The following is a 19,383-nucleotide window of genomic DNA, read 5'->3' as shown; positions in this document are numbered from 1 at the left end:
CACCTCTAGTAAACCCAAGTGCTATGAGCAATGGAGAAATCGATAAGCTTTCCGATCGACCGATCTTCTACGATGATGTAATCTGAAAAGGAGTGCCGATTCTTTAGGGAAAGAATAAATTCACCGTTCACGTCGACTAGGAATACAGGCGCATGATGAGTTGGCTTATTAGTTAACTCTGATTCTGCGCTCTCGTAGACTTTCGGCAAAGGCAAAAGCTGAGATGCATAACAACTCACGAATCCCTTGAGTTCTGGCGTTAAATCGACTTTTGCTGAAACCTTTGAATCAGAAGGTATGTTTTTCATACCGGAAGTCACTCTGTAGAAGTATACAGGATACTGCTCAGTCGGCTTTTCACGAAAAAGGAAGTATTGACTTAACTTACTAAGGTTAAGGCTGGAATATCCTCTTCTAGCATTAGAAGCTGACCAATCAGCATGGCCAATCATATCTTTAGCTCGTATTCCAACCAAATTGTACATCTGAAACTGCGCCACTTCGGAACCCCAAAGTTCCGAATTCAACTCGCGCCAATTTTCATCCCCAACTTGCAACCGTGACCAGTATTTTGGGTGATCCTCAGGCCAATAAGCTTCCAAAAGTGATTGTACTTGATCGTTCCCATGAGCAAAGCCAATCCCGAAGCAATGATCAGGGAAAATGGATTTTCTTTCTGCTCTTTGTTCTTTGGCAACGCGAAACGATTTGGGTGAGAGTAAATTGTTGTTGTTGTATTCGTACCAGTCTTCAAATTCTTCCCGTGTTGCGTAGCGAACGCGCGAACTAACGAAACTCAGCCGCGCAGCTGAGTTTTGAAAGGCGAAGATTGAGGAATAACCAAGACCCACAGCCATGTCGTTTGCATCGTCAAACCACATTGTAAAAGGCAAGAAAGAGCCATCCCCACCTCCTGCTTTTCCAAGAGTTCGGGCCGAAACTTCACTGCAAAAGTCTGGAATCTTTACAACGACGGCATGATTGTCTCGCGTTGTCTTACCATACAGAGCGGGTAGCACTCTGTCCAAATAAGTGGCCCCTTCGAAATCATCATACCCACATGCAGCAACTAAATTAAAGGAAAGTGGTTCAACATCATCAACAATGTATTCAATTGTAATTCTATAAAAATTACCTTGATTCACATAGTTTCTTTCTCCGCCAGACCAAGAAGAAAATCCGATTCCAATATAAATATAGGGAAACAAGCCCATAAAAAATACAAATCCCACCACTAGAACTGGTATTAAAAAAAGTGCAACCATTAGAATGCCAAACCATTTTTCAGACTTAGCGGACATGGCCACCTCCAAAAAATTCGAACGTGACGAACTCGGCAGCGCTTTCGTCCGCTATAAGAAAATGTGGCAAAAATGAAAGAGCAGGGATTGCATGGAATAGAATTGGCTCACCACCGTCCCGGATTTCTAGGTCGACAAGCCTACCGAATTTCTTCACTTTCGACTGGTAATTCGGACCGAAGTAATATTCGTAGAGATCTTGTGGATTTGCGTCACCATATTCGATCGGATTAAATTTCGAGTAACAAGCGAGCAAACCTCGCGTTTCCGGTAAAAGTTCCACTGTAATTTTCAGCCCATTATTTTGAAAAGAGTTCTTTCCAGCAACAGGGTAAGCGTCCGAGCGTATCGCAGGATAGTACTCTGGTACATCAATAGACCAAAACCGAACAGAATATTCATTTTTTTTCCGGATCTTCTTGCGGCGTATAAAATTAATACCCAGTTGAAATTCAACTGAGGGACTGTTTCCGTAAAATTGATCCGAAGAGTGAGGAAAAAGTTCTTCTTTGCTGGGACTTCCTTGAGCTTTGGTATTTGGAAGATCTTGAGGTGCGAGCCAATACCGTCTCCCGTTGCCGGGGAATAAGCGCCTCGCTAGCCATAAACTAGCCTTCTCATAATGTGAAACAACAGCTACACCATAGCACTTTGTCGGAACAATCGCTTTGCCAGGATCGAACACTGCCCAGTAAGACTGGTTCGCATCTGTGGTGACAAATTGAGGACCTATATGGTACTCCTCGAGAAGATTGCCGCTATCAGACTGGAGCCATTTTGAAAAGGCGTGTTCGTTTGATGGTTCTATGCGAGCGTCGATTAATTTTAGAGGAGACGATAAATTCTCGAACGACTCTGCCAAGGCATAACCGACGCCGTACGTCAGATCTTCTGCATCCTCAAACCAGATCGTGAAGGGAATAAAATTACCGTCGAGAACAAGTTCCCAAGAGGCATGCATTTCGCTTGCACTAAATTCTTTATCTGTTTCAGAAAACCGAATTGCATCGCACGCGCGAGGAATTGCCAGCATTACCACGGAATTGGATGCGGTCTTTTTGGCATAAAGAGCGGGCAAATAACCTCGAACAACCCGTCCATTTTCAAAGGTATGTTTGCCGCAGGAAACCTGTAGATCGAATACAAGCCTCTCCGCTTCCCCCACTTGATACTCGGCATAAAGATGAAAGTATGTTCCCGCGGATTCGCGAGTCTCATGGCCCAATGCAATCTCTGGTTCCTGCGTGTTTCCCGCGGTCACCCCAAAAACAGCAGTTGTTAAAAGCGAAACAACCCACAACCAGCCCCTGACACATGGAAATGCGCTTTCGCCTGCTGATTTCAATATTGCCTTATTCACTAGGGCTCTCAATTGCCAATTCCTCAATAAGTCACTACAACTTTTGTTAGAATATTGTGCTTTGAATACCCCCATATAGGTAAATTTGAAATATATCTTTCCGCAAGTAGGAAAAATCTACCTTTAACTTTAATTTATCAACTCATCAAGAAAACTATTTCGTCATAATTCATTTCTAAAAACTCAATATTTACACCTGTTATTATTTAGGTTTTTCATTTGGGAGCGAGACGCATTACGAAAAAATATGAAGACTCGCAACATTTTAAACTAGCAGATATAATTTGTTACATGCATCCGGTATGGTTGTAAAGTTCCCGTATAATAAGAGACCTATGTAAATTCGATTTCCTAACAGAAAAATATACAATAAATATCAGATAGTTACAACGAACTGCCACGCAACCTATTCCTGCATCAAAAAATGGGTCCTTGTAAAATCAACCGGCGTCGTTTTTTTCCAGAGCTAAAATCTTTGAGTTCAAAACAAGAAAACGGTATTTTTACAAATCACGCCTCAGATCCTATCCCCTAATCACCAGGCCACTGCGCGCATGCCTTGCTTCAGGCAACCAATCGGGGGGGATCAATGTACTCTTGCATACCCCTTCTTATTCCCGTCCAGCATTCATCCATTCGCCGCATTAAGAATGGCCCGTGCGCTTGCGATAGTGAACGTTCTCAAGAACAGCGGCAAACTCAAAGGAGCTGCCATTCTACCGATGTCAGATGCTCAACTGGTCTTGCCCGGCGACCTGCTGACGACGGGCCAGGCTGGTGACGTGGAGTCGCGACGGCGCATTGAAATTAGCATCGGACGTCGCAACGAAACCTCCGTGCAGTAGCACTAGTTTCCCCAGTAGGGAGCGCGCCATCCGGCAGCGATTGCCTCTGCCTCGCTACAGAGCCAACGCTCACCTTTGCTGACGCTTATCTTGGTCCTCGTATACCAAGGAGACCATGGAGCGCGATAGATTTTCCCAGATTTGGAAATGTTACCCTTTATCGGACAGCCATTAGGCGACGCTTGTTCGGTCTCGGTCCAGCGTACAGCCCGGTAGTCCCATGGTGTCATCGATTCCGCTTGCCATACGCCAGCTTACCTTTTTCGCACCTCTTCTTCCTCGTTCACATAATCCGTGGAAAATTTCGAAACGCCCGGGCCAGGCCCATGGAGACCATGTCCGCGTTAATGTCCCGTCCGTCAGCCGTACAAACACCGATTATCCGATCGTAGACATCTCGATCCCGCCGATCGCAAACAATAAGCTTCCCAGAAACGAGGCGTTCAATGGCATCGATCGCCGCCTGACCACATTTCCAGGATCCACCACTTGGCGTCTTGCAGGTTTGCCCAGCTTCGGGTGCATCAATACCGTGTAGTCGATATACGGTACCGGATAGTTCAATCGTATCGCCATCGATAACGCGAATGGTCGCTGCCGCATGAACAGGTGACAATAACCACAGAATGGCTAAAGCGGACCAGAACACTCTCCTAAAAAGCCTTTGGAACAATATTTTTCCTCCCAAAAATCGGTTCGCTCAGGCGTGGTTGGTGGGGTAAAGCAAGGGTCTCTTTTACACGCTCCCCAGGCATCGCTCTCACCTAACGGCAGCTTATTGGCACTCAATCCGACATTGCGCGCGGAGACTTGTCTCCATACTGACCTGCCGACCAGGACAGCAATTCATCAATGACCAGATGTGGATCGTAATCCAACGCCTGGCAGATCGACAGAAACTCATGCACGTCGAGTGTCTTCTGACCAGACTCGTACCGGGTCACGAAACTCTGGTTCCGTGAGATCAGCTCCGCCAGGTCTTTCTGGTGCAGTTCTTTCCTGACCCGTTCCCGACGAAGAATCGCGCACAGACGCTGATTGTTATCGCTGTACAGGCTTTTTGACATGGCTGACTCGCGTGCGCGTTGACAGCCGGAAAAATGCAATATATCACCTTATACGCGATTTTCGCGTATATATGCGAATTATGGTTTTCGCATAGTTAGCTTGCTTCACCCTTCCCCACCCGATTTCTCGGAGGACCTCCAATGCGTTTGCCGTCGTGTTTGATTGCTCTTGGTCTCTCAACCGTTGCCGTACATGCTGCCACCTTTACCGTGGAAGGTCGCAGACCTGCCGCCTGCGCCGGATATGAAGAATATGCCGCGTTCCTCGACCGCAAAGCAGCTGAACGTGTCGCAGCAGCGGGATATGAACGCTTTATCGTGCACGAAGGAAGTACGGGCAACGCAACCCGTTATAACCTGATCATCGAAGCGCTACCGCGAGGCTATTCCGTGAGCCCGGCAATGCGGGTGATGAACGTGCGGGCCGTTTTGAACAGCCCCCAATCTTGCAGATAACACAACAGCATCACCCACCGATGCTGTTTTCAACTGGTCACGGTGACATCAGTCACTGTGGCCACTTTTGTATCTGGGGATACTTGTGTCACGGCGATAATTTTTGGAATTCCAAATTCGACCGATCAGTTCGACGTCGGCATCAGTGCAGCATCAATTTCCCGCGCCCGAACCGCCGCAGAGCGTGCTGTTAAGCGCTCAATATATTCTGCAAACCCTGGTCTGTCGGGTAGAGAACCAAGCATCGTTCCCCAAAGGATCTGCGAACCCACATAGACATCTGCAGCACTGAACCTCTCTCCTGCGACATATTTCCGTCCGTCCGACAGCATCACGGCAAGCGCATCGGAAACCGCCTCCAGCGAGCCATACCCGGCTCGTCCCCGCGCCTGCGGGGTGTCGGGCAAATTGAAGCCAAAAGCGGTATTGGTGATCGCTGCCTCGCAGGGTCCAGCAGCAAAGAACATCCAACGTAGGTAAGCAGCGCTCTCAGGAGTACCAGGCTCAGGGGCGAGGCCCGCATCGGGAAAGGCTGCGGCGAGATACGCGCAGCAGGCTGCGGCTTCGGTCACTACGGACTGTCCGTGCTGCACAGCTGGCACCTTGCCCATCGGATTGATCGCCAGAAAGTCAGGTGACTTCATTTGCGGGCCGTAGTCCAGCACGCGCGTTTCGTAAGGCTGTCCCAATTCTTCAAGCATCCAGCGCACGATACGCCCCCGAGACATTGGGTTTGTGTAGAAGATAATCTCGGACATGGGCTGCACTTCCTTGCTTGCCGTTTGCGCTGCAATAACAAAATCTACTTTAGCGTGTTCCAAGCAAGAAATCTCGCGCCGCCCCTCTCAAAAGGCTTTTCACAAGGGGCAGGTGTGGCTTTCGCGTTGAGGCGATGGAGTACACAGGCGCATCGCAGACTGTAACGGTCTCTAAACAAAGCCGGGGCGTTTCAGGATCTGACAATCCACACAACCGTTGAATTATAGTAGTCTTTTCAACACCCTCTTCCGGGGCGTTGCGGGCCCTCCCGTAGAAGGGAGGGACGTAAAACCGCGCCAGTGGGTTGAAGACAGGGAAAGGCGTTTCCCTCCCCAAAATCCCCCCACACTCTCAAAACGTTCTTACGACCTTCAGCGGCACCGGCCGCCGCGTCGTCCTGCCACGCGGAGCACAACCTGTCCCCTGCCCGCCGGCAACCCGTGAGCCCCCTGAGGCGGACGGCACCATACGACCTGCCGGAAACGATGGTCTGCACGCCTGTGCTCGGGAGACCGCGCAGCGGCGGCACACGGCTTGCGGAACGTCGGAGGCAGGTCACAGTGCCGATATCCCGCCGTGGGGTTCACGATTTGAGGGCGTGATACGCCTGTGAAAGGCGAAGCACCAGCGGGACGACATCGGACATCCCATGTCCGATCGTGCGGCGGTAGAGGGGCCGTCACTCGCCGACCTGTCGGGGAGTGACGGCCCCGCCCAACCCCAAGCAAGCCGCCACTTTCCGCCAAACGATCCCACACGACACACAAATGACCACCCTTCCAACAGCTTGCGGACGTGGTCATTTTCTGCACGACCTGCTGGAACTTCCTGCTCGCTTGCGTTCACAATTCCTCCAGATCACGCAACTGCCTGATCCATCTGACCTCACCGTTTTCCCAACCAACAGGAGAGCACCATGCTCACACACGATATTCGCGCCCCGCCGCGGCGAGGCACCTATTCCCGTCACCGACTGTCGGTGACGGTTGCCCAACAGGGCACACCACATCGACTGGTCACCCGACCAGTTCGGGAGGCTCTAACCGCACAAGGAGACTATGCAGCATTCCGGCCCTGCCGCGAATGACCTTCGCGGGATGACCACGTCTACGGACAGGTCCATCGCCATCAACACTCACCTTACGAGGAATTGAGCACGATGGACGACCTGACCATGAGCTTAGTACACCTGTGCCACCGGAACCGGGACGGTTCGTTTGGCACGCAGACCAACAGACGTCGCGGCCTGACCGCGATGGCAAAGGAACTCCGGGATATCGGCTACCGCCTTCCCGCAGCCGCATCCCTCAAACCCAAACACATCGACGCCCTGGTCGAACGCTGGCTGGATGACGACAAGTCGGAAGCGAGCATCCGCAACCGCCTGACCTGGCTGCGCTGGTGGGCGGAGAAGATCGGTAAACCCAACGTGGTTCACCGCGAGAATTCCCATTACGGGGTCGCCGAACGCAATGAATCCCAACGCAACCGTGCCAAGACCTTCGATCATACGAAATTCCGGAAACTGGACTGCCCTTATGTCCGCGCGGCCATCATCCTGCAGGTCGCCTTCGGACTGCGGCGCGAAGAGGCCATGAAGTTCCAGCCGCACAAGGCCATGCGTGCGGACCACATTGCCCTGCAGGCCAGTTGGACCAAAGGGGGCCGTGCCCGCACGATCCCCATCACGACGCAGCAACAGCGTGAAGCCCTCTACCGGATTTCCACGTTCATCAAGGGACGTGGCTCGCTGATCCCGCCGAACCTCAGCTACGTCGAGCATATGAAACGCTACGAGTACCAAACCCATAAGGCGGGGTACCGTAACATTCATGGGTTCCGGCATGCCTATGCCCAAAAGCGCTATCAGACCCTGACTGGCCTGCCCTGCCCGCTCGCCGGCGGCAAACTCTGGAAGGACATGACCAAAGCCGAACAGGCTGCCGACCGCGCCGCCCGACGCCAGATTTCTGCCGAGTTGGGCCACGCACGCCTCAAGATCACGGATACGTATCTCGGGAGGGCGTTCTGATGAAACGTGCCGAAAGCTCTTACCTGATGGCCACCGACCAACGTAACGAACTCGCTGACCTGCTGTTCGAACCCGCTAGCGTCGCCGCCACCATCCACGAAGCCGCATCGCTGGGATTCCGGAACTGTCGCATCACGCAGGACGCCCCGTTCGACCTGTCCGACACCGATGCCGCCAAAGCCCTCGAAGAGTGGCTGGACCGGGAACAGTTCCACTACATGTGGCGCCCGGCCTTTGTCGTTCAGGACCCGTTCCGTCCCTCCATCGTCACCGAGTATCCCGAACTGGTCATCACCTGGTGATGCCCCTCGTGTTCCTGATCTGGATCTGCATCCTCCAGGCCCTCACCGCCAAAACCCGCCTTATGAGGTGGGTTTGGTTAGGTGTGGCTGGTGTCTTGCTTTTGTCTGCTTGGTGACATTCACGCCTTTGCTAGCATCAGTTTTGTGTCAACCGGCGACGAATTCTGGAAAGGGGTGAGTTTTCGGGGGCCCCAGCCACTGATCAATAAGGCACAACTAAAGAGAGCGACTAACCTTTGCTCCACCGAACCCCGGGTGCTATTGTAAGTTGAATCAAATATATTAAAGCGCTTCGGCGAGCAAAAAATTGCGTTAGAGACATGCATATCGAGCAGATTAAAATTGAAAATTTCCGGTTGCTGCAGGATTGCTGCATTGATTTGCGAGAAAAAACCACTTTGCTCGTAGGAAAAAACAATACTGGAAAGACTTCGTTCGCAGTATTGCTGGAAAAATTTCTCGAAAGACCGGACACGTTTTCATTCACAGACTTCCCGCTTGGCCTGCGCGAAGCTATTTTCAAGATAGACGCCGAGACGAACGTCGAAGAACTCACAATAAGAATGGTTCTTCGAATTGCCTATACCGAGACAGATGATCTGGGAATTCTCTCTGAGTTTATGCTGGACCTCGATCCAGACAGGCGACACGCGAACATTCTTTTCGAATGCACCATTGAAAAGAAAAAGCTTCTTCGCGTTCTCCCGGCAAACGAAACAGAGCGCAAGAAGTTCATCGAAAACAACCTTTCCGGAAAATTCCTCGACGTAAAAGTCTATGCATTTGACGATGACGGACATGAGGGTGAACAAGCGTACTATTTGTCTCACCGCAATCAGCTTGAGGAGAAGGAGCGCACCAGCCTTCGCGCCCTCTTAAATTTCCAAGTCATCCACGCACGTCGAAACGTTGCAAGCTCAGAAGATGCCGGGCGTGGTGCAAAACCGCTTTCTGCCATATCGACCAAATTCTTCCGTAAGCGAGATATTGAAGCAGATGCTGACGATGAGACTGAAGTGGACGCCAGCGCAGACAAGCCCGAAGCTGGTAGCATAGAAAAGCTTAGATCAACTTTGGCTGAAATTGACACACAGTTGGGCAAGCAGTATGAGGAGGTTTTCGGCAGTTTTCTAAAGAATTCACGCGATTTTCTAGACCTCGGCGACTTGAAAGTGGTCTCCAATATTCAGTCTCAGTCTCTAATAGAGAGTTCATCGCAAGTTATTTACGGCGACACAGACAATTTTCTTCCAGAGCACTATAGCGGCCTTGGCTATCTGAATATCTTGTATCTGCTCCTGCAAATCGAACTTTGCCGTGACGACTTTGCAAAGCGGGGGGCGCCGTTGAACCTCTTGTTGATTGAGGAACCCGAAGCTCATACGCACCCGCAGATGCAATATGTGTTTGCGGACAAAATCCGTGGCCTCGTATCAACCATACCCAGCTTACAGGCACTAGTAACCACGCACTCCTCACATATTGTATCGAAATCCGACTTTGAGGACATTCGCTATCTATCGAGATCGTCGGCCACTGGGCCGGTCTCTATCAAGAACTTTCATACCGACCTCAGCAAGGAATACGATAAGCTTGGCGCAGACGGAAAAGCGTTGTTCAAGTTCTTGAAGCAATACCTTACCATCAACTCGGCAGAGCTGTTTTTTGCGAATAAGGCAATTTTCATCGAAGGTACAACCGAACGCATCCTGCTCCCGTTGTTTATTGAGATGCACGATAAAGAGAATGAAGAAGCCGCCGAGACAGGTGGCTTGTCCTCTCAGAACATCTCCGTACTGGAAGTTGGTGCGAACGCGCGAGCGTTTGCACCTTTCCTTGAGTTCATTGGTGTCCGTACCCTCATCATTACAGATATCGACACGACCAAAGCCGAGCCGAATGAAAATACCGGCAAGCCGACCTATAAAGCGCATAAGGTCGAAGGCTCCACGCACACCTCAAATGAAACCCTCAAGCACTTCTTTTCGGCTCCGGCAATTGACAAGGTCGATGAGTACAAAGAATGGCACAAGCATCTGCTGAATGGCAAAGCCGCACCTAATGACGGGCACATCAAACTTGCCTACCAAATGGAAGAGAACGGCTATCATGCAAGAAGCTTCGAAGACGCATTCATCGCAAAGAATTTTGAGAAAATAAAAAATAAAAAAGATGAGTTGGAAGGGCTCAAAAACGTCCAGGACATCGATAATTTTGGCGGGAGCGATTATTACGCCCTCACGGAAAGAATTCTAAGTAAAAAATCTGATTTTGCGGGATCGCTTCTATATGCAGCGCTGGTTGAAGGCGAAACCTGGGAAACGCCCCAATATATAATGGATGGTCTGGAATGGATTCACAAAAAATGAGTCCGGTAGATCGAATTGCCGAACTCGTTTTCGGTGGTGAGAACTTTCTCCTTCAGGGCGGCGCGGGAAGCGGTAAAACCGAGAGCCTTAAAAGAGTTGTCCAAAAGGTGCTATCTGTCGATCAGAAGCTCAAAATCGCATGCATAACGCATACGAATAAAGCTGCCGACGAGATCGCTGAGCGTATTTCAGCTGACATAAAGGTCTCAACCATCCACTCATTTCTGGGCGGGATAATCTCGCCATACAAGCGGAACATTCAGCATGTTTTCCCGACCCTGTTCGAGCTTCCTGTTTTTGTTGGCTTGGGAGACGAAAACTATGGCGGAGACGAAAAGCTCAGAAAGTCCGAGGAGCATAAGCGCTACAAGAAGGCTTACGAGAAATTGGAGAGCCGCCGCCAAACTGTCCTAAGCGAACTAACTCCGAAGGTAACCGGGAAACGGGATTACGATAAGGACCCGGAGACATACATCGCACAGATGAACGAGTTGATCGCTGAGCTGAACCACGAAATCCGCGCAAAACTCGCAGCCCGAAAACCCGATGAATTCTTTTACAACGAAACCAAATTTGACAATTTCAACGAGCCATCATTCGGGCATGACGGCTTAATCGTTATTGCCTGCAAGATGTTTGATGAGTTCCCAATACTGGGAAAGATTGTGTCGGATCGACATGATTGCGTCTTCATTGATGAATATCAGGATACGAACGCAGACGTTATTCGCGTGTTATTACGCTGCCTACCCAAAGAAAAAAGAGCGACTATTGGTTTGTTTGGAGATTCCGAACAGGCAATTTACTCCAGCGGTATAGGGAGCGCTCAAGCACACATAGATGCAGAGGAAGTTGTTCTTGTCGAGAAGGACGATAATTACCGTTGCTCTCCTCAGGTCATAACCTTTGCCAATAAGTTTCGCACAGACGGGCTAAATCAAGAGATAGCTCTCAAAATTCTCGATGACGGGACGGTTGAAACCCGAGAAAGCCGACAGGGTAGCGTAATGCTGCTCTATGATTTCGCTCCAGAAAAAGTCGACACGGGCGATAAGGCACAAGATAAAGCGACCAATGCCGCGTTGTTTCGTAAAGCACTCGATGAGCTTGTTGCACAAGTCAGCCAAGATTTTCCGGGTTACGTACAGTTAAAGCTCACGAACAAATCGATTGCCAACGATGTGGGGTTTGGACGGCTCTATCAGATATTTGACGATCGGTACTCCGAGCCCCGAGACCAAATACGCAAAACGCTTGATAGACTGCAGTTCGACGAAATAGTTAATCTAACGACACTTCATCAGAGTTTACCCGGGGACAGGCGCGCCTACAATCGCTTGATCACTGGTCTTCGAAAGCGGGGATTTTCGATTTCCTCGGTCTCTGACAAAACCAAGCTTGACGAGATGCTACGTGCATTCACTGCCGAAGACCTTGCCGCTTACAAAGCTGTCGAATTCGCCGCAAAGGCCGGGTTGATAAAAATTTCAGAAAGCCACGCAGCTTTTCTAACGCGCCGTGACGAGTTGTTGGCACGCCTTAAGGACGATCCCGTATTCGCGGCTTTTGAAGCGCTACACGCTAGCGGTCATCGAACTAAACCGCAGATGCTCAAGGAAATTGAGGCTGCGCCCAAAAAGAACCTCGATGCAGATCTAATCGAATCCGAATACGACGACCGAGCCACCGAACTTAAGCAAAAGGCATTCTTCACTGCATTGTTTTCAGACGAACTTCGCTTTGATGAAGTTTTGTCCTTCTATGACTATGAGGAAAATGACGGTGGCTTCGCCACGATGCATAAGACGAAAGGGACCGGTATAGAGAACGTACTGCTCGTAATAGACGAGTACGGATGGACGACGGAATACGATTTTGTAAATTGTTTTACGGATGAGGCCCCATCTACGAAAAGAGATATTGCGTCGAGGAAGCTTCTATATGTGGCAGCTTCCCGAACGAAAAAGAACCTTGTTTGCGTCAGATTGATGAATGATAAAGCAGAGTTAGACCGAATATCTCCATATTTTCCAAAGTCAGTTCAGGTGAAACGCGCTTCTGATTAGGCGGAACAGTTTCCGCTTCAGTTGGACTTAGCCCCCGAACTGATCATCGCCTGGTGATGCCCACCCTGTTCCCGATTTGGATCTACATCCTCCAGGCCCTTACCGCCAAAGCCCGCCTTATGAGGTGGGTTTGGTTGGTGCTTCGTTCGCATTAGCACTAGCGAGTTGACAATTTATCGGCTTAGAAATCTGACATTTGGCTTGGACAAAAAAGCTTCCACAACCTATCGTTTTAGAAACGGACTTTGGTCTGGCTAATTGATATTGGGAAATAACTGAATTTAAATGCGTGTCCTCGTTTCAGCCGACATTCATCTTGGATCGCCGATCCGCTCGGCCGCGATGCGCAATCCGGAACTCGGCGATCAATTGAAACAGGCAAGCCGTGATACGTTCATTCGCATTGTCGATCTGGCCATCTCGGAGAACGTCGACGTGCTGGTCCTCGCGGGCGATATCTTTGACAACGACCAGCCGGACCTGAAAACCCGAGCCTTCCTGATTTCGCAACTGACGCGGGCTGCCGACGCCGGTATCTCTTCGGTACTGATCCGTGGCAACCACGATGCGCTTCTCGATCACCATGCCCACGGAGACTTGGGCCCGAATATTCATCTGCTGCACAAGGGTGAACCCAGCGTTGAAATCGCCGGCGTGTGGTTCCACGGGCTGTCGTTCGACAAAGCCCACTTGTCAAAGAGTTTCCTGCCCGACTACCCTGCACCTGTAGTAGGGAAGAAAAACGTCGGGCTGATGCACACATCCCTTGATGGCTCCCCCGGACATGATCCTTATGCCCCCTGCTCCGAGCAGGATCTGTTGGTCCATGGCTATGATCTTTGGTGCCTGGGACACATCCATGCACCATTCGAGCGGTCGTCTGGTTCGGTTCTCGCTGTCATGCCGGGTATCCCGCAGCCACGCCATTTCGGGGAACGCACGGGGGGCACTGTCGCGATTGTCGAACTTGGTGACGACACACCCGAATTTGAGCGACATCAGGTCGGACACCTGAGGTTCGTGGAATGCCCGCTGGATCTGACCGATTGTTCCGATGCCCCGGAAATTCTGAGATTACTTAGGAGCGAGCTTGAAGGCCTTCGGGATCCCGATCACCACACGGCGGTCCGCCTACGGGCGACCACAGCTCATCACACGGCTGACATGCTGATGGCCCTTGCCGACGAAGTGCTCGACAACATCGATCGCGTGTTTGTCGACAAAAACAAAGTGACGACCCCGAAGCAGCTGGTCGATGCAAGGGCGGATGACCTGGTGCGCCTGATGCAGCAAGAGCTTACCGAACCGGGCTTCCAGCTCGCCAGCAAAGAGATCCTCGAAGAACTCAGAAATGCCCTGCCTCGCGAAATCACCGACGAATTGGCAGAAGACGCTTTGGATGACCTTCTGCAGGAAGCCATAGGCGAAGTCACGCTGTCTCTGCACGCGGGAGCCGCGAAATGAGACTGAACCGACTTGATCTCATCCGCTATGGCCGCTTTGACGGTGCGGAGATTTTGCTCCCTCGTCCTACCGACGGCAACCCTGACGTCACGGTCATCTACGGGCCGAATGAATCCGGAAAATCCACGGCCTTCAACGGGTTTCTGGAACTTCTCTTTGGTATGAAATCCGGAACCCACCCCTACGCTTTCAAATTTGACCGCAGTGATCTTCTCGTTGGTGCAGAACTGGAAATACCCGGACGTGGAGCAACAGTCCTGCGCCGCAACGGCAAGCGCGCCCAGTCCCTGCTTGATCATCAGGACCGCCCTGTCGAAGAAACCATTCTATCGAGCGCGCTCCACGGGCTAGGAGAGGATGACTATGTCGAACGTTTCTCACTGAACGACAAAGGTCTTCGCGAAGGTGGTGAGCGGATCGCTGGCGCCAAGGGCGACCTGGGACAGCTGTTGCACGCAGGTGTGTCGGGACTGACCAATATGGCAGAGACGCTGGAAGCCATGACGGCACGTGCCGAGCAGTTTCACAAGAAAGGCGGGCGGAGTACCGCGCTCAAAACCGGCAAAGACCGGTTGAAAGAAATCAGTGATGCCCTGAAAACAACGCGATTGACCCCGGATCGTGAAAAAAGCCTTCGCCAAGACCGAGATGAGGCCCGAAAAGCATTCGAAGAGGCGGACGTCGAACTTGTCCGTGCCCGAAATCGCCAGGCAGCGGGTAAAGCTTCTCAGACATGGTACGAGCAGACTGAAAAAATTCGCAACATCGACGAAACCCTTGCTGATTATCCCGCAGGCCCGGATCTGAAAAAGGGCATGGTTGGGAACGTAGCCACACTCGTGACAACCCTGTCGGAGAAAGCAGAGAGTATCGCAAGCGCCGATGACAGAATTGCGCGCCATGAAGCGGTTATTTCAGAAAACGAGGCTGATCCGGCTGCCGGACATCTTGTGGCGGAACTCGCAGAGCTGGACCAAATCAGGATCGACGGAGCTTCCCTCACCTCGCGGGCGGACACGGCCAGATCGGATCTGGAAAAGCGCACGGGTGAGCGCGATGACGCGGCACGCCAGATAAAACAGATTCTGACGGCGTTGGCGCTATTTGACGAGCCTGTAGAGGCCCTGGTCCTGACGACCGAAGAACTGGAGACACTCGCAGATGCGGTACAGGCGTGTCAGACCACTGAAGGCGAGCTGCGAGCGGCATCAAACGTGTTGAAGACAGCACGCGATCAGTTGGGGGATGCTCCAGCCGAACCGAAGGACTTGTCTCACCTGCAGATCGCGTTTGACGCATGGCAGAAAGTGTCAGACGTGTCAGGCCTTGAACACAACCTCGCCTCGGAACGCGCCCGACTTGCCAAAGCGGTGTCTGGCCTGCCAGCCTCCTGGCAGACACTTATTGAGAACGGCCTGCCTGCTCGTGAAAGTCTCGATGAGGTCCTCAGGGAATGGAACACCCTGACTGCCAACATCGCGTCCGCCACCGAAGATTTGGAAGGCCGCGAAGCGGACTACAAAGCAGCGCGCGCGAAACGCGAAGCCGACGAAAGCGCACCGGATTCGATTGACGCGGCAGCAACGGAAGAAACTCGTCGTCAGCGTGACACAGCCTGGCAATCCCATCGTGGAAGTCTCTCCGACGAAACGGCAGAGCGTTTTGAGGAGGCCATGCATGCTGATGATGGCGCCCGAACGAATTATCTGATGGGCACGGAGGCGCGAAAACAACTTGCCAACTCGCGCGAGCTGGAAAGCACCGCAAAAGCCGCACGTGAGACGGCAAAAGACAAGCTCGAAGCCCTTACCGAGAAACGCGACGCCTTGACGAAGCGAGTTGGATCACTTGCAACAGCCCTGGGCTTTCCCGCCGATACGGGGCCGGCCGCGTTCGCCGCAAGACTTCCCGACCTGACGGCAGCAGCTGAGATCGCAACGGATGTTACGATTGCAGAAAATGCCTTGGAAGACGGCACTAAGCGCCGCAAGGCAGCCTTCGACGATCTGCAGGCAGCAGCCCGCCTTGTCGACATCGAAGGTGAAGAAAGTGACCTTCCTAAGCGGGTTGGCAAGGCTCTCACACTTCAGGAGAATGTCCGTCAGACATGGGAGAACTGGCGTCGCGGGGAACGTAACATTGCCGACTACGAGAAAGCCATATCTCAAGCCGAGACAGATCATAAAGCAGCCTTGAACCGCTTGGAAACGCTGACCTCGGCACTGCCTCTTCCGGATCGCTCGGCCACCGGCATAAAGACAGCGCTGCCGCAGCTGCGAACGCTGCAACAGCTTCACGGCAATCACAAAAGCCTGGCGGGGCGTGTTGATGCCCTCGAACGCGCCGTTGCCACCCTGGCAAAGAGTGCCACACGATTGGCGGAGATCCTCGGGGAGACTTTCAGTCCAAAAGACGATCCCCTCCCCGTGATCAATCGCGCTCGTGCGCGTGTAACCACAGCCGCTGAAGCGGATCGATTGAGAAAACGAGAACAGGAGCTTCTCGACAAGGAAGTGACAGGCCGGACGCGTGCACTTGCCGCGCGTGACGAAGCGCAAACCCAGTTGGAGAACCTGTTTGAAGGGCAAGGCGGTGGCAAACTCCCCCCAACGGAGCGAGCTGAACATTTGGCAGAACGCGACGAATTGCGACAACAGCGCGCGAATGCGGATCAGCTTCGCAGTGAAGCACGCAACGGCGTGGACCATACGCTCTTCGACGAAGAGTTGGCGCGTTTGCCGAACGCAACGCGAGAGGCAGAACTGCAACAAGAACTCGACGATGCGCAAACAGTACGAGATGCCGCTCGCGATCAGTCCAATGAAAAGAAACGCCTCTATGACGAGGCCTACAACGCCGCTGACAACAGCGCGTTAATCACGGAACAGGCCACGATCCTCGAAGAGTTGCGAAGCAGTGCCCGCCAGGCCGCTGCCGCAAAACTCGGGGTTCTGGCAGCACGGGGCGCGTTGAGAAGCCTGGCCGCCGAACGTCGCAGCACTATGCTCAAGGATGTGGAAGAAGCCTTCGTCACCATAACAGCCAAGGAATGGGAAAAAGTCGTGGTCTGGAGTGAAACCGAGGGCGAGAAGCTCGTCGGCATAAAGCCCGGCAGCGATCCTGTCCCGGTTGCAAGTATGTCCACCGGGACCATGGGCCAATTGTATTTTGCTCTGCGTCTTGCCGGGTATCGCAGTTTCGCCCGCGATCCAGGCCCTCTTCCCATGGTCCTTGATGATATTATGGAGACCTTTGATAACGCGCGTGCGTCTGCCACATTGAACCTCTGCGCGGAAATCGGTCGCAGCGGACAGGCCATCATTTTCACGCACCATGAGCATTTGGTGGAGCTGGCGCGTAAGAGCATTCCCGGGGTTTCCGTCGTAGAGATGCCACACTAGCATCCCGCTTTTCACTCTTTCACCTAAAGTCTGATGACCATGAAACAGGTCTTCAAAAAATAATTGTTTTCAGAACGAAGTCTTCGGCCACGTCCGGAATGTCAGCTTTCGGTCATGAAACCAGACGAGTGGACATTCACGTCGATGGAGGCTCTGGAAGGTTCCAGCCCTAAGCAGAAATTGCTATAATAGAATAAAACCTGCAGTTGCAATTTTTATATGGGACACTCAGGTAAATACTTTTCTAAAATTGGGAGTCCGCACACTACCTTCGAAAAGGGCGTTCCTTCCGGAAACGTCTTTGCGTCAATAGCTGTGAAAATCGCAACGATCATGGAAACCACTGCTACAGCCAGTGCGATTTTCGTAACCCGCTCCATCCGCCGTTGAGCCGCGATGCTTTCCTTGGTTCCCATAGCTGATGAAAGTTGATTTAGGAATTCACGAGTATCTTGATCTTCTTCCAGAAGCTGCCGCGAGAGCCGACCAAGAAACGATTTCAAGCCTTCCTTGATTTCGTATGGCTTCTTTTCATCCCAGTGACTTACCTGCGTAAAGCCACTCGCGTTCCACCGGAAAGACGCATCGTTCTCGGAAAGTGCCAGAACTTCGCGCGCGATAGATGGAACGCCGATGGATCGCCTAAAGAAGGCACTAATCTGCTCGACTTCACTTGCGGAAGGACGCGCCTTCGAACGCACCGACAAGGACTGACGAGTTTCCTTCAAGCTCCGCAATAGTTCACGAAGATAGCTCGCAAGCGCATATTTGGCGATAATGCCATTAAGGTGTTGTGTGGCGAAATAGGTTCGGTTGCCCAAAGAGTCGCCGCTGTAGATCTTTAGATCCTCTTCGGTCAATACGTCCCAGCGAAGTGCAACAGTCATATGATTTGGGATGTTGTCGCGACGTCCAGCATCGAACGAAAATCTCAAGGATGGCGCAGATGAAGACGTCCAACTGCCGAAGTCATTATCAATGTTGACGAAGCGAGACCAGTGGCCCCAGCCTCGGTCTTTCGCTGCGTCTTTGTCGAATGGCGTGAATCCGTCCAACAACAGAAATTCTACCGTTGGAGAGTGGCTGCTCTCACAATGCTCACTGAAAAAACCGGGAAAGTTTTTAGACAGCCACGAGATGCCGACCTTCCGGTATTTTTCTCTTATGTGCCGAACGCGTTCTTCCTTCACATGCTCGACCTGCATGATTGAATATGCGTTGGAGCGTCTTTTGGGAACGCGAGTCGTCTTCGCAGGCTCGTTTATTGCATTTGCGTATTCGAGAGACGCATCCTCTGTGAGAATAAATCCGACACTCAAGCAGGTAGTTGAAGGCGTTAGCTGCGAGATGTTGACTAGAAGGGAAGAAAATTCCTTCGGGAATTCGGCTGTATATCTTACGCCAACATATTTCTTGGCATCTTCGGGGCGATGCACCCAACCCAGCGGCATCGTCCCTTCGCTTCCGTAGAAACGCTGTTTCTTCAGCCAGGCAATGTTAGAGTCATCGCGCACCGGCACTCTTTCTCTGTCCCAGCCGATCTTCTCAAGCCCTTCATATAAAGCCTCGATTTCATTCGGGCCAAATATCTCGCTGACCATGATACAGCCGAGTTTGAGCGAAACCCCCGCATCAATTGCTGATTTGGCATTTCCTTCCGCATCACACTTGCTATCGTAGGCCTTATCTTCACCGTAGGGGTTGGGGATGGAATTAGGGAAGCGGGCGTGAAGCGGCCAAACCATCTTCCGCGCTCGCTGCTTCCACTTCGGCACTGGCCTTTTCTCGGAAATTGATGCGTCCTCTGACTTATCCTTTTCGATACTTGGTGTCTGCTCACTATCCATTGTATGTAAGTACGTTCAATTGTTGTGGTTGGACACGTCGTCCGCTCTGCGATCCAACAGACCAGATGCGATTCAGTTATCTCGATATGCGGCGGGCCACGTGTATCATGCAAG

General features: G+C 51.8%; 13 protein-coding genes. 7 read left to right on the top strand and 6 right to left on the bottom strand.

Features of this window, described 5'->3' with window-relative positions; translation table 11 throughout:
* Positions 1–5: 5 nt before the first annotated feature.
* The 4 genes from FIU93_RS17580 to FIU93_RS17560 all read right to left on the bottom strand — a co-directional run bounded on the left by FIU93_RS17580 (position 6) and on the right by FIU93_RS17560 (position 4,573).
* On the bottom strand, positions 6–1,301 hold the full coding sequence (locus tag FIU93_RS17580; RefSeq protein WP_152506325.1) for a hypothetical protein: 1,296 nt from the start codon (positions 1,299–1,301) through the stop codon (positions 6–8).
* Positions 1,291–2,661, bottom strand: a complete 1,371-nt coding sequence (locus FIU93_RS17575) for a hypothetical protein (protein WP_152506324.1) — start codon at positions 2,659–2,661, stop codon at positions 1,291–1,293. Before FIU93_RS17575 ends, FIU93_RS17580 begins: the two co-directional genes overlap by 11 nt.
* A 1,128-nt stretch (positions 2,662–3,789) precedes the next feature.
* Positions 3,790–4,155, bottom strand: a complete 366-nt coding sequence (locus FIU93_RS31725) for a thermonuclease family protein (protein WP_286202445.1) — start codon at positions 4,153–4,155, stop codon at positions 3,790–3,792.
* Between the two features lie 136 nt (positions 4,156–4,291).
* On the bottom strand, positions 4,292–4,573 hold the full coding sequence (locus tag FIU93_RS17560) for a helix-turn-helix transcriptional regulator (protein ID WP_152506323.1): 282 nt from the start codon (positions 4,571–4,573) through the stop codon (positions 4,292–4,294).
* Between the two features lie 141 nt (positions 4,574–4,714).
* Here FIU93_RS17560 and FIU93_RS17555 point away from each other — a divergent pair, with 141 nt between their 5' ends.
* Complete coding sequence (locus FIU93_RS17555; protein WP_152506322.1) at positions 4,715–5,029, top strand: hypothetical protein; 315 nt, start codon at positions 4,715–4,717, stop codon at positions 5,027–5,029.
* Between the two features lie 125 nt (positions 5,030–5,154).
* Here the strand turns inward: FIU93_RS17555 and FIU93_RS17550 are convergent, their stop codons facing one another.
* Positions 5,155–5,787, bottom strand: a complete 633-nt coding sequence (locus FIU93_RS17550) for a glutathione S-transferase family protein (RefSeq protein WP_152506321.1) — start codon at positions 5,785–5,787, stop codon at positions 5,155–5,157.
* Between the two features lie 1,160 nt (positions 5,788–6,947).
* Here FIU93_RS17550 and FIU93_RS17545 point away from each other — a divergent pair.
* From FIU93_RS17545 to FIU93_RS17520, 6 genes are all read left to right on the top strand, one after another.
* Entirely contained in the window at positions 6,948–7,820 is an 873-nt protein-coding gene (locus tag FIU93_RS17545) for a phage integrase N-terminal domain-containing protein (protein WP_152506320.1), read from the top strand.
* Complete coding sequence (locus tag FIU93_RS17540; RefSeq protein WP_152506319.1) at positions 7,820–8,122, top strand: hypothetical protein; 303 nt, start codon at positions 7,820–7,822, stop codon at positions 8,120–8,122. The genes FIU93_RS17545 and FIU93_RS17540 overlap by 1 nt, the downstream gene beginning before the upstream one ends.
* A gap of 320 nt (positions 8,123–8,442) precedes the next feature.
* Complete coding sequence (locus FIU93_RS17535) at positions 8,443–10,491, top strand: AAA family ATPase (RefSeq protein ID WP_152506318.1); 2,049 nt, start codon at positions 8,443–8,445, stop codon at positions 10,489–10,491.
* Entirely contained in the window at positions 10,473–12,557 is a 2,085-nt protein-coding gene (locus tag FIU93_RS17530; protein ID WP_152506317.1) for an ATP-dependent helicase, read from the top strand. Before FIU93_RS17535 ends, FIU93_RS17530 begins: the two co-directional genes overlap by 19 nt.
* Positions 12,558–12,842: 285 nt before the next feature.
* A complete protein-coding gene (locus FIU93_RS17525; protein WP_152506316.1) occupies positions 12,843–14,021 on the top strand; it encodes a DNA repair exonuclease in 1,179 nt (392 codons plus the stop codon).
* Positions 14,018–17,422 (top strand): AAA family ATPase, encoded by a 3,405-nt coding sequence (locus FIU93_RS17520; protein ID WP_152506315.1) that lies wholly within the window; start codon positions 14,018–14,020, stop codon positions 17,420–17,422. The genes FIU93_RS17525 and FIU93_RS17520 overlap by 4 nt, the downstream gene beginning before the upstream one ends.
* A gap of 215 nt (positions 17,423–17,637) precedes the next feature.
* Here FIU93_RS17520 and FIU93_RS17515 read toward each other — a convergent pair whose 3' ends face one another.
* A complete protein-coding gene (locus FIU93_RS17515) occupies positions 17,638–19,167 on the bottom strand; it encodes a hypothetical protein (RefSeq protein WP_152506314.1) in 1,530 nt (509 codons plus the stop codon).
* Between the last annotated feature and the right edge of the window lie 216 nt (positions 19,168–19,383).

Source organism: Labrenzia sp. THAF35, assembly GCF_009363595.1.
In the GTDB taxonomy this organism is placed as follows: Bacteria; Pseudomonadota; Alphaproteobacteria; order Rhizobiales; family Stappiaceae; genus Roseibium; species Roseibium algicola.
The sequence above is the reverse complement of the archived record's forward strand: the minus strand, read 5'-3'. Positions and strand labels throughout refer to the sequence as shown.

Coding starts and splice junctions, on each gene's coding strand:
- FIU93_RS17580 (WP_152506325.1), bottom strand. CDS start 1,301: ATGTCCGCTAAGTCTGAAAAATGGTTTGGCATTCTAATGGTTGCACTT.
- FIU93_RS17560 (WP_152506323.1), bottom strand. CDS start 4,573: ATGTCAAAAAGCCTGTACAGCGATAACAATCAGCGTCTGTGCGCGATT.
- FIU93_RS17555 (WP_152506322.1), top strand. CDS start 4,715: ATGCGTTTGCCGTCGTGTTTGATTGCTCTTGGTCTCTCAACCGTTGCC.
- FIU93_RS17550 (WP_152506321.1), bottom strand. CDS start 5,787: ATGTCCGAGATTATCTTCTACACAAACCCAATGTCTCGGGGGCGTATC.
- FIU93_RS17545 (WP_152506320.1), top strand. CDS start 6,948: ATGGACGACCTGACCATGAGCTTAGTACACCTGTGCCACCGGAACCGG.
- FIU93_RS17540 (WP_152506319.1), top strand. CDS start 7,820: ATGAAACGTGCCGAAAGCTCTTACCTGATGGCCACCGACCAACGTAAC.
- FIU93_RS17535 (WP_152506318.1), top strand. CDS start 8,443: ATGCATATCGAGCAGATTAAAATTGAAAATTTCCGGTTGCTGCAGGAT.
- FIU93_RS17530 (WP_152506317.1), top strand. CDS start 10,473: ATGGATTCACAAAAAATGAGTCCGGTAGATCGAATTGCCGAACTCGTT.
- FIU93_RS17525 (WP_152506316.1), top strand. CDS start 12,843: ATGCGTGTCCTCGTTTCAGCCGACATTCATCTTGGATCGCCGATCCGC.
- FIU93_RS17520 (WP_152506315.1), top strand. CDS start 14,018: ATGAGACTGAACCGACTTGATCTCATCCGCTATGGCCGCTTTGACGGT.
- FIU93_RS17515 (WP_152506314.1), bottom strand. CDS start 19,167: ATGGTTTGGCCGCTTCACGCCCGCTTCCCTAATTCCATCCCCAACCCC.